The 18,501-nt window shown below is 43.8% G+C and carries 19 protein-coding genes; 18 read left to right on the top strand and 1 reads right to left on the bottom strand.

The features are described 5' to 3' along the window. The first annotated feature begins 1 nt into the window (after window position 1). From B3C1_RS06840 to B3C1_RS06805, 14 genes are read left to right on the top strand one after another with little or no spacing between them, the layout of a single operon-like run. A complete protein-coding gene (locus tag B3C1_RS06840) occupies window positions 2–838 on the top strand; it encodes an SMP-30/gluconolactonase/LRE family protein (RefSeq protein WP_008483792.1) in 837 nt (278 codons plus the stop codon). Continuing rightward, window positions 835–1,782, top strand: a complete 948-nt coding sequence (locus B3C1_RS19730; protein ID WP_008483791.1) for a glycosyltransferase — start codon at window positions 835–837, stop codon at window positions 1,780–1,782. The genes B3C1_RS06840 and B3C1_RS19730 overlap by 4 nt, the downstream gene beginning before the upstream one ends. Then, window positions 1,775–2,458 (top strand): acylneuraminate cytidylyltransferase family protein, encoded by a 684-nt coding sequence (locus tag B3C1_RS06835; RefSeq protein ID WP_008483790.1) that lies wholly within the window; start codon window positions 1,775–1,777, stop codon window positions 2,456–2,458. The genes B3C1_RS19730 and B3C1_RS06835 overlap by 8 nt, the downstream gene beginning before the upstream one ends. A 1-nt stretch (window position 2,459) precedes the next feature. Next, complete coding sequence (locus B3C1_RS06830; protein WP_008483788.1) at window positions 2,460–3,395, top strand: phosphoglycerate dehydrogenase; 936 nt, start codon at window positions 2,460–2,462, stop codon at window positions 3,393–3,395. After that, window positions 3,392–4,123, top strand: a complete 732-nt coding sequence (locus tag B3C1_RS19725; protein WP_008483787.1) for an SDR family NAD(P)-dependent oxidoreductase — start codon at window positions 3,392–3,394, stop codon at window positions 4,121–4,123. The genes B3C1_RS06830 and B3C1_RS19725 overlap by 4 nt, the downstream gene beginning before the upstream one ends. Before the next feature lie 26 nt (window positions 4,124–4,149). Next, a complete protein-coding gene (locus B3C1_RS20130) occupies window positions 4,150–4,911 on the top strand; it encodes a hypothetical protein (protein WP_192813354.1) in 762 nt (253 codons plus the stop codon). After that, the gene (locus tag B3C1_RS19720; protein ID WP_008483786.1) at window positions 4,908–6,113 is read left to right on the top strand and encodes a lipopolysaccharide biosynthesis protein; all 1,206 of its coding nucleotides are present in this window, start codon (window positions 4,908–4,910) and stop codon (window positions 6,111–6,113) included. Before B3C1_RS20130 ends, B3C1_RS19720 begins: the two co-directional genes overlap by 4 nt. A 13-nt stretch (window positions 6,114–6,126) precedes the next feature. Beyond that, window positions 6,127–6,951, top strand: coding sequence for a 6-hydroxymethylpterin diphosphokinase MptE-like protein (locus B3C1_RS19715; RefSeq protein WP_008483785.1), 825 nt, complete (start codon window positions 6,127–6,129; stop codon window positions 6,949–6,951). Then, window positions 6,890–8,281, top strand: a complete 1,392-nt coding sequence (locus B3C1_RS06825) for an EpsG family protein (protein WP_008483784.1) — start codon at window positions 6,890–6,892, stop codon at window positions 8,279–8,281. The genes B3C1_RS19715 and B3C1_RS06825 overlap by 62 nt, the downstream gene beginning before the upstream one ends. Window positions 8,282–8,285: 4 nt before the next feature. Next, window positions 8,286–9,140: a glycosyltransferase family 2 protein gene (locus B3C1_RS19710; protein WP_008483783.1), complete on the top strand. Its 855-nt coding sequence runs from the start codon at window positions 8,286–8,288 to the stop codon at window positions 9,138–9,140. Next, window positions 9,140–10,279: a polysialyltransferase family glycosyltransferase gene (locus tag B3C1_RS06820; RefSeq protein ID WP_008483782.1), complete on the top strand. Its 1,140-nt coding sequence runs from the start codon at window positions 9,140–9,142 to the stop codon at window positions 10,277–10,279. The genes B3C1_RS19710 and B3C1_RS06820 overlap by 1 nt, the downstream gene beginning before the upstream one ends. Before the next feature lie 27 nt (window positions 10,280–10,306). Continuing rightward, window positions 10,307–11,188 carry a UTP--glucose-1-phosphate uridylyltransferase GalU gene (galU, locus tag B3C1_RS06815; protein WP_008483780.1) on the top strand — a complete coding sequence of 294 codons (882 nt, stop codon included), beginning with the start codon at window positions 10,307–10,309 and terminating at the stop codon, window positions 11,186–11,188. Next, complete coding sequence (gene galE, locus B3C1_RS06810) at window positions 11,188–12,204, top strand: UDP-glucose 4-epimerase GalE (RefSeq protein WP_035481367.1); 1,017 nt, start codon at window positions 11,188–11,190, stop codon at window positions 12,202–12,204. The genes galU and galE overlap by 1 nt, the downstream gene beginning before the upstream one ends. A 60-nt stretch (window positions 12,205–12,264) precedes the next feature. Continuing rightward, the gene (locus B3C1_RS06805) at window positions 12,265–13,272 is read left to right on the top strand and encodes an NAD-dependent epimerase (protein ID WP_008483778.1); all 1,008 of its coding nucleotides are present in this window, start codon (window positions 12,265–12,267) and stop codon (window positions 13,270–13,272) included. Window positions 13,273–13,293: 21 nt separating this feature from the next. On the opposite strand, the gene B3C1_RS06800 is transcribed toward B3C1_RS06805, so the two are convergent. After that, window positions 13,294–13,485: a hypothetical protein gene (locus tag B3C1_RS06800; RefSeq protein ID WP_008483777.1), complete on the bottom strand. Its 192-nt coding sequence runs from the start codon at window positions 13,483–13,485 to the stop codon at window positions 13,294–13,296. Between the two features lie 267 nt (window positions 13,486–13,752). Here B3C1_RS06800 and B3C1_RS06795 point away from each other — a divergent pair, with 267 nt between their 5' ends. From B3C1_RS06795 to gmhB, 4 genes are all read left to right on the top strand, one after another. Continuing rightward, a complete protein-coding gene (locus tag B3C1_RS06795; RefSeq protein ID WP_008483775.1) occupies window positions 13,753–14,649 on the top strand; it encodes an ROK family protein in 897 nt (298 codons plus the stop codon). Window positions 14,650–14,731: 82 nt separating this feature from the next. Next, complete coding sequence (locus B3C1_RS06790) at window positions 14,732–16,072, top strand: UDP-glucose dehydrogenase family protein (RefSeq protein ID WP_008483772.1); 1,341 nt, start codon at window positions 14,732–14,734, stop codon at window positions 16,070–16,072. 25 nt (window positions 16,073–16,097) lie between these two features. Then, the gene (locus B3C1_RS06785) at window positions 16,098–17,804 is read left to right on the top strand and encodes a PglL family O-oligosaccharyltransferase (RefSeq protein ID WP_008483771.1); all 1,707 of its coding nucleotides are present in this window, start codon (window positions 16,098–16,100) and stop codon (window positions 17,802–17,804) included. Further along, window positions 17,801–18,355 (top strand): D-glycero-beta-D-manno-heptose 1,7-bisphosphate 7-phosphatase, encoded by a 555-nt coding sequence (gene gmhB / locus B3C1_RS06780; RefSeq protein ID WP_008483769.1) that lies wholly within the window; start codon window positions 17,801–17,803, stop codon window positions 18,353–18,355. Before B3C1_RS06785 ends, gmhB begins: the two co-directional genes overlap by 4 nt. The last annotated feature ends 146 nt before the right edge of the window (window positions 18,356–18,501 follow it).

Genomic DNA, 18,501 nt, shown 5'->3' with positions numbered 1-18,501 from the left:
AGTGAAAATAGAGATCCTTTCTGAACAGCCAGCTATGTTGGGTGAAGGAATTTTTTTCGATGACGAAACTAAAGATATTTATTGGCTCGATATACTCAATTCAAAGTTATACAGGAAAAATATCATAAATGAGGAAATTCCTGTTCAAGAGTTCGATGTCGGAGATATGCCAAGTTCGATACTGGAAGTTTCTGATGATGTTATTACCTTTATTGACCGAACAGGACTCTGTGAATTTAATATAAAAGAGCAAGTTTACAATACCATCCTATTGACACCCTACTCAGGTCAAAGTGAGATTTTTAGAGCTAACGATGGTGTCAAACTCAACAATGGGTTAGTGCTTTACGGCACAATGCAGATAGAGCCTGATAATAAGAAAGGAAGCCTTATATGTTGCTCAAAAGAAAACATTATTAGCCACATTCATAATGAGATATTTATACCAAACAGTTTTATCGAAGTGGATGACAAGGTCATTATTTCTGATTCATTGATTGGTGAAGCCTTCGTTTATTCTATTAACAATGGAGAGCTTGAAAGAAAAGGCCTTTGGAGTAATTTTTCTTCATGTGTCGGAACACCTGACGGTGGATGCCTTGATATGCAGGGAAATATATACCTTGCATTCTGGGATGGGCATGCCATTTATAAATTTGACAGTGACGGTAAGGTCTTAGGAAAAATAGAACTCCCAGTACCCAGGCCTACCAATTGCGTTGTTGTTGGCTCTTCTTTGTATGTGACTTCTGCTATGGTTGGTTTGTCTGAAATTGAATTGGAAGAATATCCAAAATCTGGCCATCTATTGAAGGTGGAGTTAGGAGAGTCAAAATGAAAAGACCTCTAGTTAGTATTGTTATTCGTACGTTGAATGAAGAGCAATATTTGAACGAGTTGCTTCAAGCAGTCAAAAATCAAGACCGAAGTCTTTTTGATATCGAAACGGTAGTTGTCGACTCCGGCTCAACAGACTCTACCCTCGATATTGCTCAGAAATTTGGTTGCCGGGTTACTTATATTGAGAAGAGTCAGTTCACCTTTGGACGTTCACTGAATATTGGTTGCGAGTTCGCGAAAGGTAGTTATCTCATTTTTGTCAGTGGTCATTGCGTACCTTGTGATGAGTATTGGGTTAACAACCTTGTTAGACCTCTCATGAGAGATTGTGTCTATTCATATGGTAGACAGCTTGGTAGAGACACGACAAAATTCAGTGAATGTCAGCTTTTTTCTAAATACTTTCCTGAAGAGTCAAGAATTCCTCAGGAAGGTTTTTTCTGTAACAACGCTAATTCGGCTATACGAAAAGACATTTGGGAAGCACATCACTTTGATGAGAGCCTTACTGGCTGTGAAGATATGTATCTTGCCAAAGAGCTAGTTGGACTTGGACTAAAGCTAGCTTATGTTGCGGAGGCAGGTGTTTATCATATTCATGATGAATCATGGGAGCGAGTTAGGATACGATATGAGCGCGAAGCTGTTGCGCTCCAAAAGATACTGCCCCAAGTTCATGTTACGCTTTTTGATACAATAAAATATATTTCCACGGGGATTATTAAGGACATTAGAGCTGCGCTTTCTTCAGGAGTTCTTTTAAAAGAGTTAAACTCAATAATAAGATTTAGGTTTGCACAGTATATCGGTGCATATAAGGGAAACCATATTAATCGCAAGGTTTCGGAGGAAATGAAGTTGAGATACTTTTACCCTCGAGTGACTGATATGAACGTAAATATTGAGTACAAATTAGAGGATAGAGATTCTCAAGATGCCTAAAAAAATTGTAGCATTGCTTCCTATGAAGGCTAACAGTGAGAGAGTTAAAGGTAAAAACTTCAAGCAACTTGCTGGAAAACCTCTCTTTCAGTGGATACTCGACTCCCTGCTTGCAGCTCCTGAAATTGATCAGGTAGTAATTAATACAGATGCAAGGCATATTTTGCTTGAGAGTGGACTTAAGGAGAGCAACAGAGTTGTTATTCGAGAGCGTAGGCCAGAGCTTTGTGGTGATTTTGTTAGCATGAACTTAATATTGGCTGATGACATTGAGAATGTCGATGCAGATGCTTACGTAATGACTCATACCACAAATCCTTTATTGTCTACTGAAACTATCTCCACTGCTATAAGAGCATTTTCAGAAGGGAATGACTCCCACGATTCACTGTTCACTGTCAACAAGTTCCAAACTCGATTTTATAGAGAAGACTTGACTGCCGTTAACCATGATCCAAAAAATCTCATCCGGACACAGGACTTAGAGCCTTGGTTCGAGGAAAATTCATGTCTTTATATATTCACAAAAGACAGTTTCAAGAAAAATCAAGCTCGTATTGGAACGTCTCCAATAATGTATGTGACTCCACGTCTTGAATCCATTGATATTGATGAACCTGAGGATTGGGTAATAGCTTCAGCGCTTGCAAATTACCTTAAAAAAGAGAACGTTTGAAATGAAAATTTTAGTCACCTGTCCACCCATGCTGGGTATGAAAGAGCAATTTCTTCCTATTTTAGAAAAATATGGTGTTGAAGTTTTCTGCCCTGATGTTGTTCAAACACTTTCCGAAGAAGAGCTCATTCAGCTCGTCCCTGGATTTGATGGTTGGATAATAGGAGATGACCCGGCCACTCGTGCCGTATTCGAATCTGGTAAAATTGGGAAATTAAAAGCGGCGGTGAAATGGGGCATCGGCGTTGATAACGTCGATTTCCAGGCATGTGATGACTTGAATATTCCGATCACTAACACCCCAAACATGTTTGGGGCCGAAGTCGCTGATATTGGCGTGGGTTACCTTATTGCCTTGGCTAGAGAAACATTTTACATTGACAGGGAAATAAGGAAAGGAAACTGGCCTAAAAATCGGGGAATATCGCTCCATGACAAGAAAGTAGGCCTAATTGGCTATGGAGATATCGGACGGAATGCTGCCAGTAGGCTAGTCGCGTTGGGAATGAATGTCCTAGCTTACGATCCAGGTGTCAGTAGCATTGAGGATGAGGGTATTAAATTAGGGCAGTGGCCTCATGGGGTAGAAGACTGTGACTTTCTATTTTTTACCTGTTCATTGAATAAGAAAAATTACCATATGCTTGATGCGAAGGTTCTAGGGGAGTGTAAGAGAGGTATACGTATCGTCAATGTAGCTAGAGGACCACTTATTGACGAAAATGCTCTTTGTGATGCATTGAAATCAGGCTCCGTGCACTCTGCAGCTTTGGACGTATTTGAAATCGAACCTTTACCTATGAACAGCTATCTTCGTGAACACCCTCTTTGTATCATGGGTTCACATAATTCCTCCAATACTATTGATGCGGTTGCCAAGACTAATGAGGTAGCAATTGGAAAGCTCATGGACTTTTTAGGAATAGCGCGTATATGAAATCCGTTATTATTACGGGATCTAATGGCGGAATTGGATCCGCCATATGTAGCCATTTTTTGAAATTAAGATATAAGGTTATCGGTATAGATTTAGGTGAGGATAGAAATCACTTGGATTCCTATCTTTCATGTGATCTTTCGAAACTAAAAATTTCTACTATTTGTGACTCTTTCACTGCATCTTTACAGAGTGAAATCGGCGATTCACATTTGGTTGGATTGGTAAATAATGCTGCTTTACAGGTATGCGGAGGTATTGAGAGTATTAGTGTTGAGGACTTCTCAAGATCACTTGATGTTAATGTAGTAGCACCTTTTATCTTATCAAAGATTTGCTTCTCTAACCTCAAAGAGAATAGTGGTTCTATAGTTAATATTGGGAGTATACATTCTAAGTTGACCAAGCCGAATTTTGTTGCTTATGCGACGAGTAAATCAGCTTTGCTTGGACTTACGCAAAGCTTAGCTGTCGATTGTGGAGCAAGCATTAGAGTTAATGCAATTCAACCAGCTGCAATCGCGACAGAAATGTTGCTTGATGGATTTAAAGATAATCCAGATTCATACTCAAAGCTCAGAGATTATCATCCAACTAAATCGATAGGTGAGACTTCTGAAATTGCGCGGGTAGTTGAATTTCTTTTGTTGCAGAGTAATAAATTCTTGAATGGCAGTGTCATAGATGTGAGCGGTGGTATTAGCTGTCGGTTACATGATCCTGTTTGAAAAATTAACTAAAATATTCTTGAGTAATGTCTAGATATATAAGAAAATCTTATTTTTATTTTATTTATATGATATCACGCGTTTTTTTTGTCTGGAATTTTTTGAGAGGAAAAAAACGCGTTCTCGTTTTCACCGATTCAAGGGGGTTTGAGATAACTAAAAAGACAAATAGAGGAAATCCATTTTCTTCATACGCCTCTCACATTATAAAAAATTATTGCTGTGATTATTATCTGTGTCCTGAAAAGTACACCAGTATTGTCGATTTCATAGCATTGAATAAAGAGATCGATATTAATAAATATGATCTAATTATATTGCATTGTGGGATCGTTGATTTTGCCCCACGGCCTGAAAGCTCTTTCTTGGAAATGAGAGATATGAAGTCTTTGAAGGCTGAAGAAAATGGAGTGACGGATTTCATTTCTAAAGCCCGCTTAGATGATACTTATTATATGGGGGAGAGTACTTTCAGCTATATAGATTATCTAGAGCTTCCAGAACTATTAACATCACTTGATAGTATTAAAAACAAAACTATCTACATAGGAATAAGTAGAGTACTTACTGGCTGGAGAGGGAATTATTGGAGAGATAGGCCATTTAACATTAATAGACAACTCGATGCTAATGAAATCATGTTGGATTATTTCAAAAATAATATAGACCTTTCTAAATGGTCAGATGAAAATATAAAAGAATATACGTCGGATAATGTCCACTATACTAGCGCTGGATTTTCTGTTATTAAAAAAGAATTAATTAAAGCACTAGAGAATATAGAATGAAAATTCTAGCTAGACTTTTAACATACGGGGTGAGTGAGGTATTAAATAGACTAGCTCCGATAATAACTTCTTTTATATTGGCTAAAAAACTAGGCGCGGAGTCATTCGGTGAATTGTCACTTATCGTTGTAGGAGTGGAAATTCTTTTTATATTTATTTCAAATAATATTCAAGCTGTTTCCCGCATTGAGTTTTTTAAAAGAAATACTGAAGAATATATAGAGTTTTCGAAAAACGCATTTTGCTTTAGCTTTTTTGTTTTTTTCTTTTCATTGCTTTTAATCGGTATTCTATCGTTAATAGAGGCTGATGCTTCTCTTTTACTCTTACCCTGTATTGCATTATTTAGAAGTATGGCGCAATTCTATCTATCCACTCTGCAGTGTAGTAAAGAATCGTGGTCATATTTTAAGGTTCAAATAACCTTTATACTTGTTTTTTTTGTATCGTTTTCCTTGACATTGAATTACGGCATCTACTCTTGGATATTATCAATGCTCATAGCAGTAATATCTCAGGCCATAATTGGAATGGTGCTAGTAAGAAAAAAAACAGGCATTTGTATCTTCCCATTGGCGTTCCATAGAAAATTAAATTGGTCGCAAGTAAAATTCGGCTACTCTTTTATGCCTCAAGCATTAGGGTGGTGGATGAAAAGCGGATTGGACCGGTATATTATTTCATTCAGCTATGGGTTATCTATTCTAGGTAAATACTCTCTATCCTATCAATTTGCATCATCAATAATGATCTTAGTGAGCGCGCTTAATCTAACAATTGTTCCTGAAATAAACAGCTTGATAAAGCAGAAAAAGAATCTAGCGAACGATAAAGTTAATAAAATATATTTTGCTTCATTTACTTTGATAGTAGTATCATCTTTGGCGATTTATTTTTTATCAACTATTATTATTGAGTATTATTTTCAGGATTATGATAAAGCAATTTCATATCTTCCCTTTCCTTTGATCTCGCTAATGATCCAGGCAAGCTCTTTAATAATGATGAATGAATTGTATTTTAGAGATCATGGATGGTTTGTTGCGAGACTGGTCTTTCTTAATTTTCTTCTCCAAGGTGTTTTGAGCTTTTTACTATCAAAAAGCTTTGGAATTGAAGCGGTATTAATTAACTCAATTTTATTCAACTTGGTACTTTTTACTTTCGTATTGGTCAAAGTTAATAATTCAAGAGCGATATAATTAGGAAATCTAAATGGCAATTCGTTTTAAAGTCTTGGATATAATCAAAAAAAATATCGATCTTAATGCTATCCCCTATCAAATGCGAGAAGAGCCCTTTGTCTACGGGTTCCCTGATACTAAAAAAATAAGATCTCTTAAAGGTAAGTTCGCGGGGAAAAGATGTTTTATATTGGGAAATGGTCCTTCATTAAATAAAGTAGATCTCTCTCTGTTAAAGAATGAATACTCTTTTGCTGTAAACGGAATTTTCTATAAAACTGATGAGTGTGGCTATCGCCCAACCTTTTACGTTGTTGAAGATAAGGCTGTAATGGCTGACAACATTGAAAGAATTAATGAATATGAGGCGCCATATAAATTTTTCCCAATAAATTATAGAAGCAAGGTTAAAAATAGAAAAAATTGTTTGTTCTTCAGGATGAATACCGGATTTTATAAAGAGTGCTCTCCTAATTATGGAGTTCCCAGGTTTTCTACAGACGCCTCAAGACGTCTCTATTGTGGTCAATCCGTAACTATGATTAATTTACAGCTTGCTCATTATCTAGGCTTTTCGGAAGTCTATTTAATTGGTATGGATTTTAATTATGAAATACCTAAGAGTGCAGTAGTTAATGGTAAGGAAATTTTATCTACGGAAGATGATTGTAATCATTTCCATCCTGAATATTTTGGGAAAGGAAAAACATGGCATGACCCGCAACTAGATAAGGTGTTAAATAGCTATAAGATGATGAAAATTGTGTATGAGGCGTCGAATAGAAGAATATTTAATGCGACTGTGGGAGGAAAGCTTGAAGTTTTTGAGAGGGTCGACTTTGATAGTCTATTCTAATCCCTCTAAAGTAAGCCATCCAACGGGGGCGATGCTCGCTCCCGTTGTTAATATGGGGACAGTGATCATATTGATGGCTTACTCCCCTGCCATTTTATTCCTATACTGTATACTGAGTATGCTGTTATTGTCATACTCCAGTTCTAGATACAATCAAGATACTAATATCGCGAAATCGTTTTTTGTTGTTTTGGCTATAGGCATTTCATACGCAACAATCATAGCTGCTGTCAGCGAGCCTATTTTCTTATACGAAGAGTCTGACTTTACAACTTACTATAATAATTACTTATTATTTCTACACAATGATTTTAGTTCAGATTTTTTTGAATTTGGAGCAGGGCTCGAAGTCGGAGTTCCGCTATTAAATTATTTCCTATCTATTATAATTGGTGGAGAATACCCTAATATTGTAAGGCTTTTCTATTCTGTCCTGATGGTTCTTCTATTCAATATTCTGATCTTCTCATTCAATAAGAAAAAGAAATTAACTGTGAAGGAACTATCTCTCTTATATGTGATGAGCTTCATTTTCTTCAAGTACGGAGCCCTACTCAATCATCTTCGCCAAGGAATTGCATCATTTTTTATATGCTACGCAGTTTTTTCAGAAGGCAAAAAAAAATGGTTGCCTTTTTTGGTGGCGATATCCTTTCATGCATCATCATTGGCGATTTATCCGCTGGTTAACTTCCTGCTGCGTTCCAAAGACAGAAGAAAACTCAGTATTTTTATCTTGGTCTCATTGGTGAGTGCTGCTCTACTTTTCTTATTTGTTAAAATTTTAAGCCAGTTTATGGCTAGCTCAAACATACTAGTTCTGGCTAAGCTGGTATGGGCATTTTCTAAAGTAACAGAATTAGATAATGTGCTTGCATCGTTAAAGTTGGCATTTACCGCCTCAGTTTATATAGTGCCTATTTTGATGATTTATATAATAAAAAGAATAAAATATGGTAAGCCTAGCAAGAATGATGACTGGTTATATAATATACTATCAATATATATCTATACTTTAGCGTTTTCATTTCTTCCTGGAATATCTATTAGGACATTGACACCTATTTACTCAATCCTGATGGGTTACCTTTATTTTGTCTCATTTACGAAAATAACAAGATTTACGCAAGTTAGAGAGTTTTCTTTAATTATAATTATATTTTTCTTTATGAATTGGATTTTCTCGTCGCCTAAATACTATTATCAGTATCCTATGTTCGATTCATCTCCATTTTATTATGCAGACCAATTATTTAAAACGTCAGGTCATGTATATCGAGAAACGCTCCCTAGTTTGGAAGATAAAGAAATAATAAACCCGAATAGATAGAAATATGAAACTGTCAATTATTCTTGCAACCTGTAATCGAAGCGATATCATCCACTTCATGCTGGACTCGATATCAAAGATAGAAATAAGTAATGATTTTATATTAGAGTTACTCGTCATCGATCAGAGCTTCGATGATAAAACGTTTAATGTTATTCAATCTTATGCCAATTCACTGGACATTCTATATATTCATGCCTTACGTCGAGGTTTAAGTCATAGTCGAAATATTGGTTTGTTGTTAGCGACAGGTGACATTGTTTGCTTCGGAGATGATGACTGCACTTATCCCACGAACTTACTGGAATCACTAAAAAAGTATTCATTCTCAACTCAAGATAGCATTGTTGGTGGTGGGGTTTATATTCCAGGAACAGCTACACTCACCAAGTATACTCGTAAATCTGAGTGCACTTCGATAAACCAACTTAATATGGCCAAATTGATCACGTCAATTTCTATTTTTATCAATAAAAATTCGATAGATGAAGTGGGAGTGACCTTTGATGAAAGACTTGGTTTAGGAGCGGAATTCTCTAGTTGTGAGGAACTTGATTTCGTTTACAGATTACTTTCTTCTGGCGTTAAAGGCATTTATGATCCAAGTCTAGCGGTATTTCATGCTGAACCCGAAGGGTACAGCGAGGAAAAAACCTTCAGCTACGCAAAAGGCCATGGGGCATATTGTAGAAAACTTCTATCCTCTAGTAATTTTAGTGCCCTTCAGTATGTTTTCTTAAAATTTATGAAAACACTAGCAAAAATACCATTGCAGCTTATATCTGGACACCAATACCATGCAATGAAGTATTTTAAAGGTTTCTTGTATGGGTTTAGAAGATATAAGAGAAATGACTGATGACTATGAAGAAAAAGTGCAATCGTTCAATTTCCTTCTATGATGTAAATCTTCTTAATCATAAGAATTATATTGGCGATATAATACTAGAGTTTTTTAATAATGACTACTCAGTAACTTTATTTTATGACGAATTTCACGTCGAAGCTTTTAATTTTTTCTCAAAATACAAAATTGAAATGGTCAAAAATGGGATTTTTTCAAGATCCAGAATAAAAAAGAAACTGATTAATTCTGGTGCTCAAGTGTTGATAGTTAATGCTCAAAGGCTTAGTGATAGCGCTTTTGTGACTGTGGCTAGAAGTTTGGGAATAAAAACAGGCATGATTCAGCATGGCATGTATATCCCATTCATGAAACGAGAACGTTTCTTCCTTTTCAAAAAGGCAATAAAAACCCTGAGGTATTTGGCTTATTCCTTTATCATCGCCAGGACGTTAGGCAAAGATTTTGGCAATGTCTTTCGAAGCTTTTTTGGAACCTTTGTTAAAGGGGCGGTTTATAAAGACGCCGTCCACTTCCACAAAGAAGTGAACACTGATTTTGTTTTGGTTTACGGCCCTTACTGGAAGCAGTATCATTCTGATAATTTTGGTTATGATGAATTTCAGATGTATGATATTGGATATCATGAGTTATCGAAGATTGATATGATAAAAGGTTCACCAATAGAGCAAGATACCGTTTGTTACATTGCTCAAACGTTGGTGGAGGATGGTCGTTTACCTAAAGAAATGCAGATCGAATTCCTTGAGCAGTTGGAGAGACTGGATACAGTCCAAGTCGTAATTAAACTTCATCCTCGGTCAGATAAAAGCATGTATGAAGGTAGAGGCTTCCGCCTGCATGAAGACGCAAACCTCCCCCATTGTCCATTGTACATCGGACACTACTCATCATTACTTGCTTTGGCTGGTAGCATTTCTGGAATGGTTTTATATGAATTTCCAGGGCACGATATACCGGATTATTTCTCTAGCCATGCAATCGTTGTAAAAAATGTCAAGGATGTATCCAAGACCATCTCAAATTCATTGAAGTTACCTTCCTGTATCACAGGTTCTAACTTTGACGATGTTTTCTCCTTTGGATATACTCCCCAGCTCGCATTTAAAATAATTCACGCTGCTAAAGATTAAATTTAATTTATGGATGAGAGGTTTTTTATGAAAGCTGTTATTCCTGTGGCGGGACTAGGTACTCGCATGTTACCCGCCTCTAAAGCCATTCCGAAAGAAATGCTGCCTGTGGTGGATAAACCTCTTATCCAATATGTTGTTAATGAGTGTATTGCTGCGGGTATCAAAGAAATTGTGCTGGTTACTCATTCCTCTAAAAATGCGATAGAAAACCACTTCGATAAAAGCTTTGAGCTGGAATCCATGCTTGAGCGCCGTGTTAAACGCCAGCTCCTGGATGAGGTGCAAAGCATTTGCCCGGAAGGAGTAACCATCATGCATGTGCGCCAAGGTGAAGCTAAAGGCCTGGGCCATGCCATCATGTGTGCCAAGCCTCTGGTAGGTGATGCGCCTTTTGCAGTTGTGCTTCCCGATGTATTGGTTGACGACGTAGCAGCTAATCCGCAGAGCGATAATATGGCCGAGATGGTTCAGCGCTTTTTAAGCACGGGTACCAGCCAGGTTATGGTTGAGGCAGTGCCTCAGGAGTCAGTTAGCAGCTATGGTGTAGTCGATCTGAAAGGCGAGGCTATTAACCCTGGTGAATCGGTAACCATGTCGGCCATTGTTGAAAAGCCGCCGGCGGAAGAAGCCCCATCGAATATGGCGGTGGTGGGGCGCTATGTCTTCAGTAAGGACATCTGGCCTTTGTTGGCCAAAACTCCTATTGGCGCCGGTGGCGAAATCCAACTTACCGATACCATAGCGCTTTTGATGGAACGTCAGGCGGTAGAAGCCTACCGGATTAAAGGGCATAGTCATGACTGTGGCGATAAGCTCGGCTATATGAAGACTTTTGTTACCTATGGTCTGCGTCATCCTAAGCTGGCTGGCAAATTTGCGGACTTCTTGAAAGGGTTGGAGTTGTAATCATGATTTTGGTTACCGGTGGTGCCGGTTATATCGGTTCCCATACTGTATTGGAATTGCTACAAGCAGGGCATGAGGTTCTGGTATTGGATAATCTGTCCAACAGTACTGAGGCGTCTCTGGAGCGCGTGGCCAGTTTGGCTGGCCGGCAAGCGTATTTCGTTAAAGGAGATGTGCTGGACAGGCAATTGCTTGACCAGATCTTTGCTCAATACCCCATCACCTCGGTAGTCCATTTTGCCGGCCTTAAGGCGGTAGGGGAGAGCACCGAGCAACCCTTGCGCTACTACCAGAACAATGTCGCTGGTACCTTGACCCTGTGTGAGGCTATGGCTGAGGCTGGTGTATTTAAGTTGGTGTTTTCATCTTCCGCGACGGTTTATGGCGACCCGGCAATAGTTCCGATCACCGAAGCTGCGCCAGTTGGTAATACGACCAATCCCTACGGTACCTCCAAGTTTATGGTTGAACGTGTCTTGGCTGACTTGGCCAAAGCAGACGAGCGTTGGGCTATCGCAGTGCTGCGCTATTTCAACCCTGTTGGTGCCCATGAGTCGGGCCTTATTGGTGAGGACCCTAACGGCATTCCCAATAACCTTCTGCCCTTTATTAGCCAAGTAGCAGTAGGGCGCCGCGAGCAGCTTAGTGTCTTTGGTAATGATTATCCCACCCCTGATGGTACCGGGGTACGCGACTACATCCATGTTGTGGATTTAGCTCTTGGCCATCTCAAAGCCTTGGATAAGTTAGCTTTGCAAAAAGGATGGCAGGCTTACAATCTGGGCACTGGCAACGGTTACTCGGTGCTCGAGATGGTCAAGGCTTTCGAAGCGGCATCTGGCCGTGAAGTGCCTTACCGAGTAGTAGAGCGTCGCCCAGGAGACATCGCCACTTGCTATGCCGACCCGGCTTATGCCCAAGAGGCCTTAGGATGGCAGGCAGAAAGGGATTTGGGCACCATGATGCGTGATGCCTGGCGCTGGCAATCTCAAAATCCCAATGGCTACACAAGCTGAAAGGGCGCCCTAGGGCGCCCTTTTTGTTATGATGCTTCGCCTAAGTTAGAGGGTGAATGTATGCGTTATCTTGTAACCGGTGCTGCTGGATTTATCGGTTTTCACGTGGCCAAGCGTCTGCTGGACGCCGGGCACCAGGTTGTGGGCATTGACAATATTAACGATTATTACGATGTCAGCCTTAAAGAAGCGCGCCTTAACCTATTGGCGCCTTATGAGCATTTCCAGTTCGTTAAGATGGATTTGGCCGATAGGGCTGCAATGGCGCAGCTGTTCAGTGGCCCCAGGTTTGACCGGGTCATTCATCTGGCTGCCCAGGCCGGTGTGCGCTACTCCATCGACAACCCCCATGCCTATGCTGATGCAAACTTGGTGGGGCACCTTAATGTGCTGGAAGGGTGCCGGGCTCAGGGAACGGCCCATTTGGTATATGCGTCTTCCAGCTCAGTTTACGGCTTGAACACTGAAATGCCGTTCAAAGTGGCTGACAGTGTTGATCATCCAGTATCTCTCTACGCAGCCACCAAGAAAGCCAACGAGTTGATGAGTCATACCTACTCGCACCTTTATCAGGTCCCCACCACAGGGCTGCGCTTTTTTACGGTTTATGGTCCCTGGGGCCGGCCTGACATGGCACTTTTTAAATTCACCAAAGCCATTTTGGATGGCTACGCCATCGATGTGTACAACCATGGTGATATGCAGCGTGACTTCACCTACATCGACGACATTGTCGAGGCTCTGCTGCGTGTTAGTGAAGAGATCCCCGCCGCTAATGATCAATGGTCGGTGGAAAAGGGCAGCGCTGGCGAAAGCTCAGCTCCCTACCGGGTGTTTAATATTGGTGCGGGTAACCCCGTGAAGTTGACTGCTTTTATAGAAGCAATAGAGGCTGCGACAGGTCTTAAGGCCAAGCAGAATCTGATGCCCATTCAGCCTGGTGACGTGCCGGCGACCTGGGCTGATACCGAGGATTTGTTCAACGCCATTCAGTTCCAGCCTCAGGTGGGGGTGAATGAAGGAGTGGCTGAGTTTGTACGCTGGTATAAAGATTTTTACCTGTCATGAAAAAGGGCGCCTCGGCGCCCTTTATAGTCTGCGGATCCTTTCCGGCGCATTCATACGCTCCAACTCCTGTTCCCTGAGCTCTTCTGCCTTGTACACTTGGAATTTTTCACTTGCGCTTTGGCATTCTTCCAATGCTCTCTTTACCATTAATTCCAGTGTCTCGAGACTTTTTGCGCGGCGAAAATGCGGAAGCCAGTCGTCGCTGGTTTTCATCCAGTCAAGGTTCCTTTCATCATGAGTGGGTATCATCGATATGCTCAGGATGAAAGCCTGAGCGGTGAACAGGAATAGGCGATTACCTATTCCTTATCTTAGCAAGCTTTTTCCTCATGCCCTAGGCCTTTACCTGCTTAAGGCGAGCACTTACTTGGCTGCCTGGCTCCGGTGGCGATGGTTGTTTAGCCTACGCAGGCCTTGGTGCTTGGCGACATGAGCCTGCTGGGATAGCATTGGCCCTCTTTGAGATACCCAAGGATTGTGATGAGAATAGGTGTCGACCTGGGCGGAACCAAAACAGAAGTCGTGGTGCTTGACCAAAGGGGACAGGTTGTCTTCCAAAAGCGTCAACCTTCCCCCAGGGGCAACTATGCGCAAACCTTATCCAGTATTGCAGCCTTAGTTAAAGAGGCTAGCTCAGTTATCAGCACGCCGGCAACCTTGGGGGTCGGTATTCCAGGCGTCTTGGATAAGGCATCCGGCCGAGTGCGCAATGCCAGTGCTACTTGGCTGAACGGTATGCCACTGGCTAAAGACTTGGCAACACTGCTGGGCCAACCGGTGAGAGTGGCCAACGACGCTGATTGTTTTACGGTATCGGAAGCGGTAGACGGAGCAGGGCATGGCGCCAGCGTCGTGTTTGGTGTCATCTTGGGTACGGGCTGCGGCGGTGGCATTGCCGTCAATGGTCGCCCCTTAACTGGCCCGAATGGCTTGACGGGTGAGTGGGGGCATACGCCTTTGCCATGGCCTCGCCAGGATGAACGGCCGGTTCCCGCCTGCTTTTGTGGTAAGTCCGGCTGTCTTGAGCAGTACCTGTCGGGGCCAGGGGTCAGCCGTGACTACCAGGTGCGTGCAGGCCAGCATTTGGATGTGGCCGCCATTGTTGAACGGATGCGCCAAGGCGAGGCGCAGGCTGTGTCGGCTTGGCATGCGTTCATCGACCGACTGGCCAGAGGCTTGTCGCAAGTCATCAATATCCTGGACCCAGACGCAATAGTGATTGGCGGCGGCCTATCCAACATTGATGAGATCTATGCACAACTTCCTGCCTCTTTGACCGCTTATGTACTTGGGGGCGAGTGTATAACCCCCATAGTGAAGGCCCACCACGGAGATGCCAGCGGTGTGCGCGGTGCGGCCTGGTTATGGCCTCTTTGAAGTTTCCTTTTCCCTGTCCTCCAGCCTTGGCTGTTATAGTGTGCCTCAAGACACAAGGCTGGGTTCCTATTGAGAGTTACGGATGAAAGTCACGGTATTTGGTATTGGTTATGTGGGTTTGGTGCAAGCAGCGGTATTGGCTGAAGCTGGCCACCACGTGTGTTGTGTCGATATCGATCAAGGCAAAATCGACGGCCTGAAGCAGGGCATTATTCCCATTTATGAACCTGGCCTGGAGGCCTTGGTAAAGAAAGGAACCCGGGAAGGGCGCCTGTTGTTTACCACTGATGCCGCTCTGGGGGTGGGCTTTGGTGAGCTGCAGTTTATTGCCGTTGGCACGCCTCCTGACGAAGACGGTTCTGCCGACCTTAAATATGTACTGGCTGTGGCTCAGACCATTGCCCAGCATATGACTGGTTATAAGGTCATCATCAACAAATCCACTGTGCCTGTGGGCACCGCTGATAAAGTCAGTGCCAAGGTGGCCCAGGTACTGGCCGAACGCGACTCTTCGCTCAGTTATGCTGTTGTATCCAACCCCGAGTTCCTGAAAGAAGGTGCCGCAGTCAGTGACTGCCAGAAGCCTGATCGCATCGTGATTGGCACCCAGGATCTCCAGGCCGAGCAAAAGATGCGTGAACTCTATGCGCCTTTTAACCGCAATCATGACAAGGTCATTGTCATGGATGTGCGCAGCGCCGAGCTGACCAAGTATGCGGCAAACTGCATGCTGGCCACTAAAATCAGTTTTATGAATGAGATGGCCAACCTGGCCGAGCTGCTGGGCGCCGATATCGAAGCTGTGCGTAAGGGCATTGGTTCTGATCCCCGTATCGGGTACCACTTTATTTACCCGGGTTGCGGTTATGGTGGCTCCTGCTTCCCCAAAGATGTACAAGCTCTGGTCCGTACTGCCGAGCAGGTGGGTTATCAGCCCCAACTGCTGCAGTCGGTTGAAGCGGTTAACTATCGCCAGAAACAGAAGCTGTTCCAGTTCATCAACAGGCACTTCAAAGGTGAACTGGCCGGTAAAACCATAGCGCTGTGGGGATTGGCATTTAAACCCAATACCGATGACATGCGTGAAGCCTCAAGCCGGGTGCTGATGGAGTCCCTCTGGGCCGCTGGCGCCAAAGTGCAGGCCTTCGACCCAGAAGCCCAGCACGAAACCCAGCGTATATACGGTGATAGGGACGACTTACTGCTGGTTGACTCCATGGAAGCCGCCTTGCAAGGGGCTGATGCGCTGATGATATGTACCGAGTGGCAACCCTTCCGGGCGCCTGACTTTTCCTACATCAAGGAGCAACTGAAGGACGCGGTTATTGTTGATGGGCGCAACCTCTATGACCCGGCCCAGATGAAGGCCCAAGGTTTTGCCTATTACGGCATTGGCAGAGGGGAGAGTGTCACTACCTTTTAACCATAACCTGATGAAGGGATCGCAGGTGGAAAGTACAAATAATAAGCTTGCCTGGGCAGCCTTTGGGCTGCTCTTTTTGTTTGCCACGCAATACTTCCAGCACAATATTGGCGGCTATGGACTGCAGCTGTCTTTTAATAATGTGGTTTGGATCGCTGTCCTGGTGATGATAACGGTGGGGATAGTGCGTGGCACCAATCGTGGAACCTGGACGTTGCCCAGCCGCTGGCCTTGGTATTTGGGGCTGTTTCTCTGCTTATTCTTACCTTTGTTATGGTCAGACAATACCGCCGAGTATGCCATAGGGCGCTTTTTTGGTGTCTTGGGCGGTTTGCTGTTTTTGTTGGCTTTATTCCAATGCTTCGAAGCCCGCCAGGCAGAGAAGGGGCTGCTGCTGATCATTATCGGCTCAGTTTCGTTGCAGTCATTGCTTGGCACTTTGCAGCTTTTTGGCTGGGACTGGCTACCAATAGGGCGGATAAGTGAGGCGGGCGTGCGGCCTCAGGGCATTTTCCAACAGCCCAATGTTTTTGCCAGCTATGTTGCGACCGGGGTAATGGCGTCCCTTTGGTGCCTGGTAAAGTACCAGGCTCCCAAGAGGGTTAGCCTGAAAGTTGCCTGGTACGGGGTACTTTTGAGCTGCCTGACGCTGGGGCCGTTTTGTCTTTACATCGCCCTATCCAGAACGGGTGTGTTAGCCCTGGCTTTGGGACTGTTCTGTTTCCTCTGGGTGCGTAAGCCTGCGAGCCGCCCCCTGATGATAGGTGTTGCCGCCATTATTCTTGGCGAACTGGCAGGGCTGCTATTTACCGAGGTCGTTCAAGGGGCTGTTCGTGGTGCTGCCGGTATTACTGAGAGCAATGGTCGAACAGGTATTTGGACCGTGTCTTTGCAGCTTTTCAGCCAACATCCTCTATTGGGTAGCGGTTTGGGTAGCTTCGAGGCGGCTTACGCCTGGCAGCGCGGCGCAGCCTTTGCGGCAACCGGACTTCTGGCCATGGCCAATGTCGACCACCCCCATAACGAGCTTCTTTTCTGGGCTGTGGAAGGAGGCCTGTTACCTGTTACCGGTATCGTGGCTTTTTCCCTAACTTTTCTGCTCGCCCTGCGCCACCTGGGCCGTGATGCCTGGGGCTACGGGGCATTGCTGTTACCTATTATTCTGCATTGCATGACCGAATACCCCTTCTACCACTCGGCAGCCCATTGGTTTGTGTTCCTGACACTGCTGTTTTTGGTGGAAAGTCGGCTAGCTCCTTTAAAAGACAAGCCAGTGGCCTTGCCCTATGTGTGGAAGTCGCTCTCCATGATAGCCCTGTTGGTAGGCTCGTTATTTCTAGTGACGAATCTTCATACCATCGCCAAGCTGACTCAGGTGGCAAGGGCTAACAAGGTTGCCCAGGGGAGCGATTCCCCCTTGGCACCTTTGCTGGATATCGTCAATCCTATCGTCTTTCAAAATCACATTACCCATTTGGGGATGTACACGCGTTTGCAGGTGGCCTTGGCAACCCATGACCAACAAGCGCTACGTGACTACATCTCTTGGGGCTGGCAGTTCAGCCACAATGTAGTGCGACCAGATACCTTCATCTATATGAGAGAGGCTGCCGAGGCCCTGGGAGATGAAGCCGAAGTCGCCCGTATCGAAAGCAGAGCCCGATGGCTATATCCTATGAACCCTCAATTTAAGCATCATCCAGCTGCTAGTGGAGCCCAGTTAACCCAATGAAAGCCGCCGTATTCCTTGATCGTGATGGTGTGATTAACGTCGACCATGGCTATGTCAGTGCCATTGATGACTTCGAGTTTGTCGATGGCGTCTTCGAAGCTTGCCGGGCATTCAAGTCCATGGGCTATCTGGTGGTGGTGATCACCAACCAGTCAGGTATAGCCCGGGGCATGTATAGCGAAGAAGACTTCCAGGTACTGACCCAGTGGATGGATTGGAACTTTGACGACAAAGGCGTGCTGTTGGATGGTGTCTACTATTGTCCCCACCATGCCGAAAAGGGGCAGGGCAAGTACAAGGTAGACTGCGACTGCCGCAAGCCTAAACCCGGTATGCTGCTAGAAGCGCAGAAAGATCTGGCAATTGATCTTGCCCGTTCCGTCTTTGTCGGTGACAAGGCTGATGACATGCGGGCCGCCAAAGCGGCCGGCCTTGGGGCAGCGCTGCTGGTCCGTACCGGTAAAGAAGTAACCGCAGAAGCCCAATCCCTGGCCACTGCCACCCTCGATAGCGTGGCAGATGTGCCCGCCTGGCTGAAGTTGAACAGATAACACCCAGTCGGTACGCAAGGGCCATTTTGGCCCTTGCGTTTTTTTCGGGAGGCGCCCATACTTCGCTTCCCGTCGCCAAGGAAGTCGTCGGAATCAGTCGGTTGAGAAAGTGCTTGACGGAATGATTTCAGCGAGTAGAATGGCGG

Source organism: Gallaecimonas xiamenensis 3-C-1, from assembly GCF_000299915.1.
Classification (GTDB): Bacteria; Pseudomonadota; Gammaproteobacteria; order Enterobacterales; family Gallaecimonadaceae; genus Gallaecimonas; species Gallaecimonas xiamenensis.
This window is presented reverse-complemented; position numbering and strand designations above follow the sequence as displayed.

Coding starts and splice junctions, on each gene's coding strand:
- B3C1_RS19730 (WP_008483791.1), top strand. CDS start 835: ATGAAAAGACCTCTAGTTAGTATTGTTATTCGTACGTTGAATGAAGAG.
- B3C1_RS06835 (WP_008483790.1), top strand. CDS start 1,775: ATGCCTAAAAAAATTGTAGCATTGCTTCCTATGAAGGCTAACAGTGAG.
- B3C1_RS06830 (WP_008483788.1), top strand. CDS start 2,460: ATGAAAATTTTAGTCACCTGTCCACCCATGCTGGGTATGAAAGAGCAA.
- B3C1_RS19725 (WP_008483787.1), top strand. CDS start 3,392: ATGAAATCCGTTATTATTACGGGATCTAATGGCGGAATTGGATCCGCC.
- B3C1_RS20130 (WP_192813354.1), top strand. CDS start 4,150: ATGTCTAGATATATAAGAAAATCTTATTTTTATTTTATTTATATGATA.
- B3C1_RS19720 (WP_008483786.1), top strand. CDS start 4,908: ATGAAAATTCTAGCTAGACTTTTAACATACGGGGTGAGTGAGGTATTA.
- B3C1_RS19715 (WP_008483785.1), top strand. CDS start 6,127: ATGGCAATTCGTTTTAAAGTCTTGGATATAATCAAAAAAAATATCGAT.
- B3C1_RS06825 (WP_008483784.1), top strand. CDS start 6,890: ATGCGACTGTGGGAGGAAAGCTTGAAGTTTTTGAGAGGGTCGACTTTG.
- B3C1_RS19710 (WP_008483783.1), top strand. CDS start 8,286: ATGAAACTGTCAATTATTCTTGCAACCTGTAATCGAAGCGATATCATC.
- B3C1_RS06820 (WP_008483782.1), top strand. CDS start 9,140: ATGACTATGAAGAAAAAGTGCAATCGTTCAATTTCCTTCTATGATGTA.
- galU (WP_008483780.1), top strand. CDS start 10,307: ATGAAAGCTGTTATTCCTGTGGCGGGACTAGGTACTCGCATGTTACCC.
- B3C1_RS06805 (WP_008483778.1), top strand. CDS start 12,265: ATGCGTTATCTTGTAACCGGTGCTGCTGGATTTATCGGTTTTCACGTG.
- B3C1_RS06800 (WP_008483777.1), bottom strand. CDS start 13,485: ATGAAAACCAGCGACGACTGGCTTCCGCATTTTCGCCGCGCAAAAAGT.
- B3C1_RS06795 (WP_008483775.1), top strand. CDS start 13,753: ATGAGAATAGGTGTCGACCTGGGCGGAACCAAAACAGAAGTCGTGGTG.
- B3C1_RS06790 (WP_008483772.1), top strand. CDS start 14,732: ATGAAAGTCACGGTATTTGGTATTGGTTATGTGGGTTTGGTGCAAGCA.
- gmhB (WP_008483769.1), top strand. CDS start 17,801: ATGAAAGCCGCCGTATTCCTTGATCGTGATGGTGTGATTAACGTCGAC.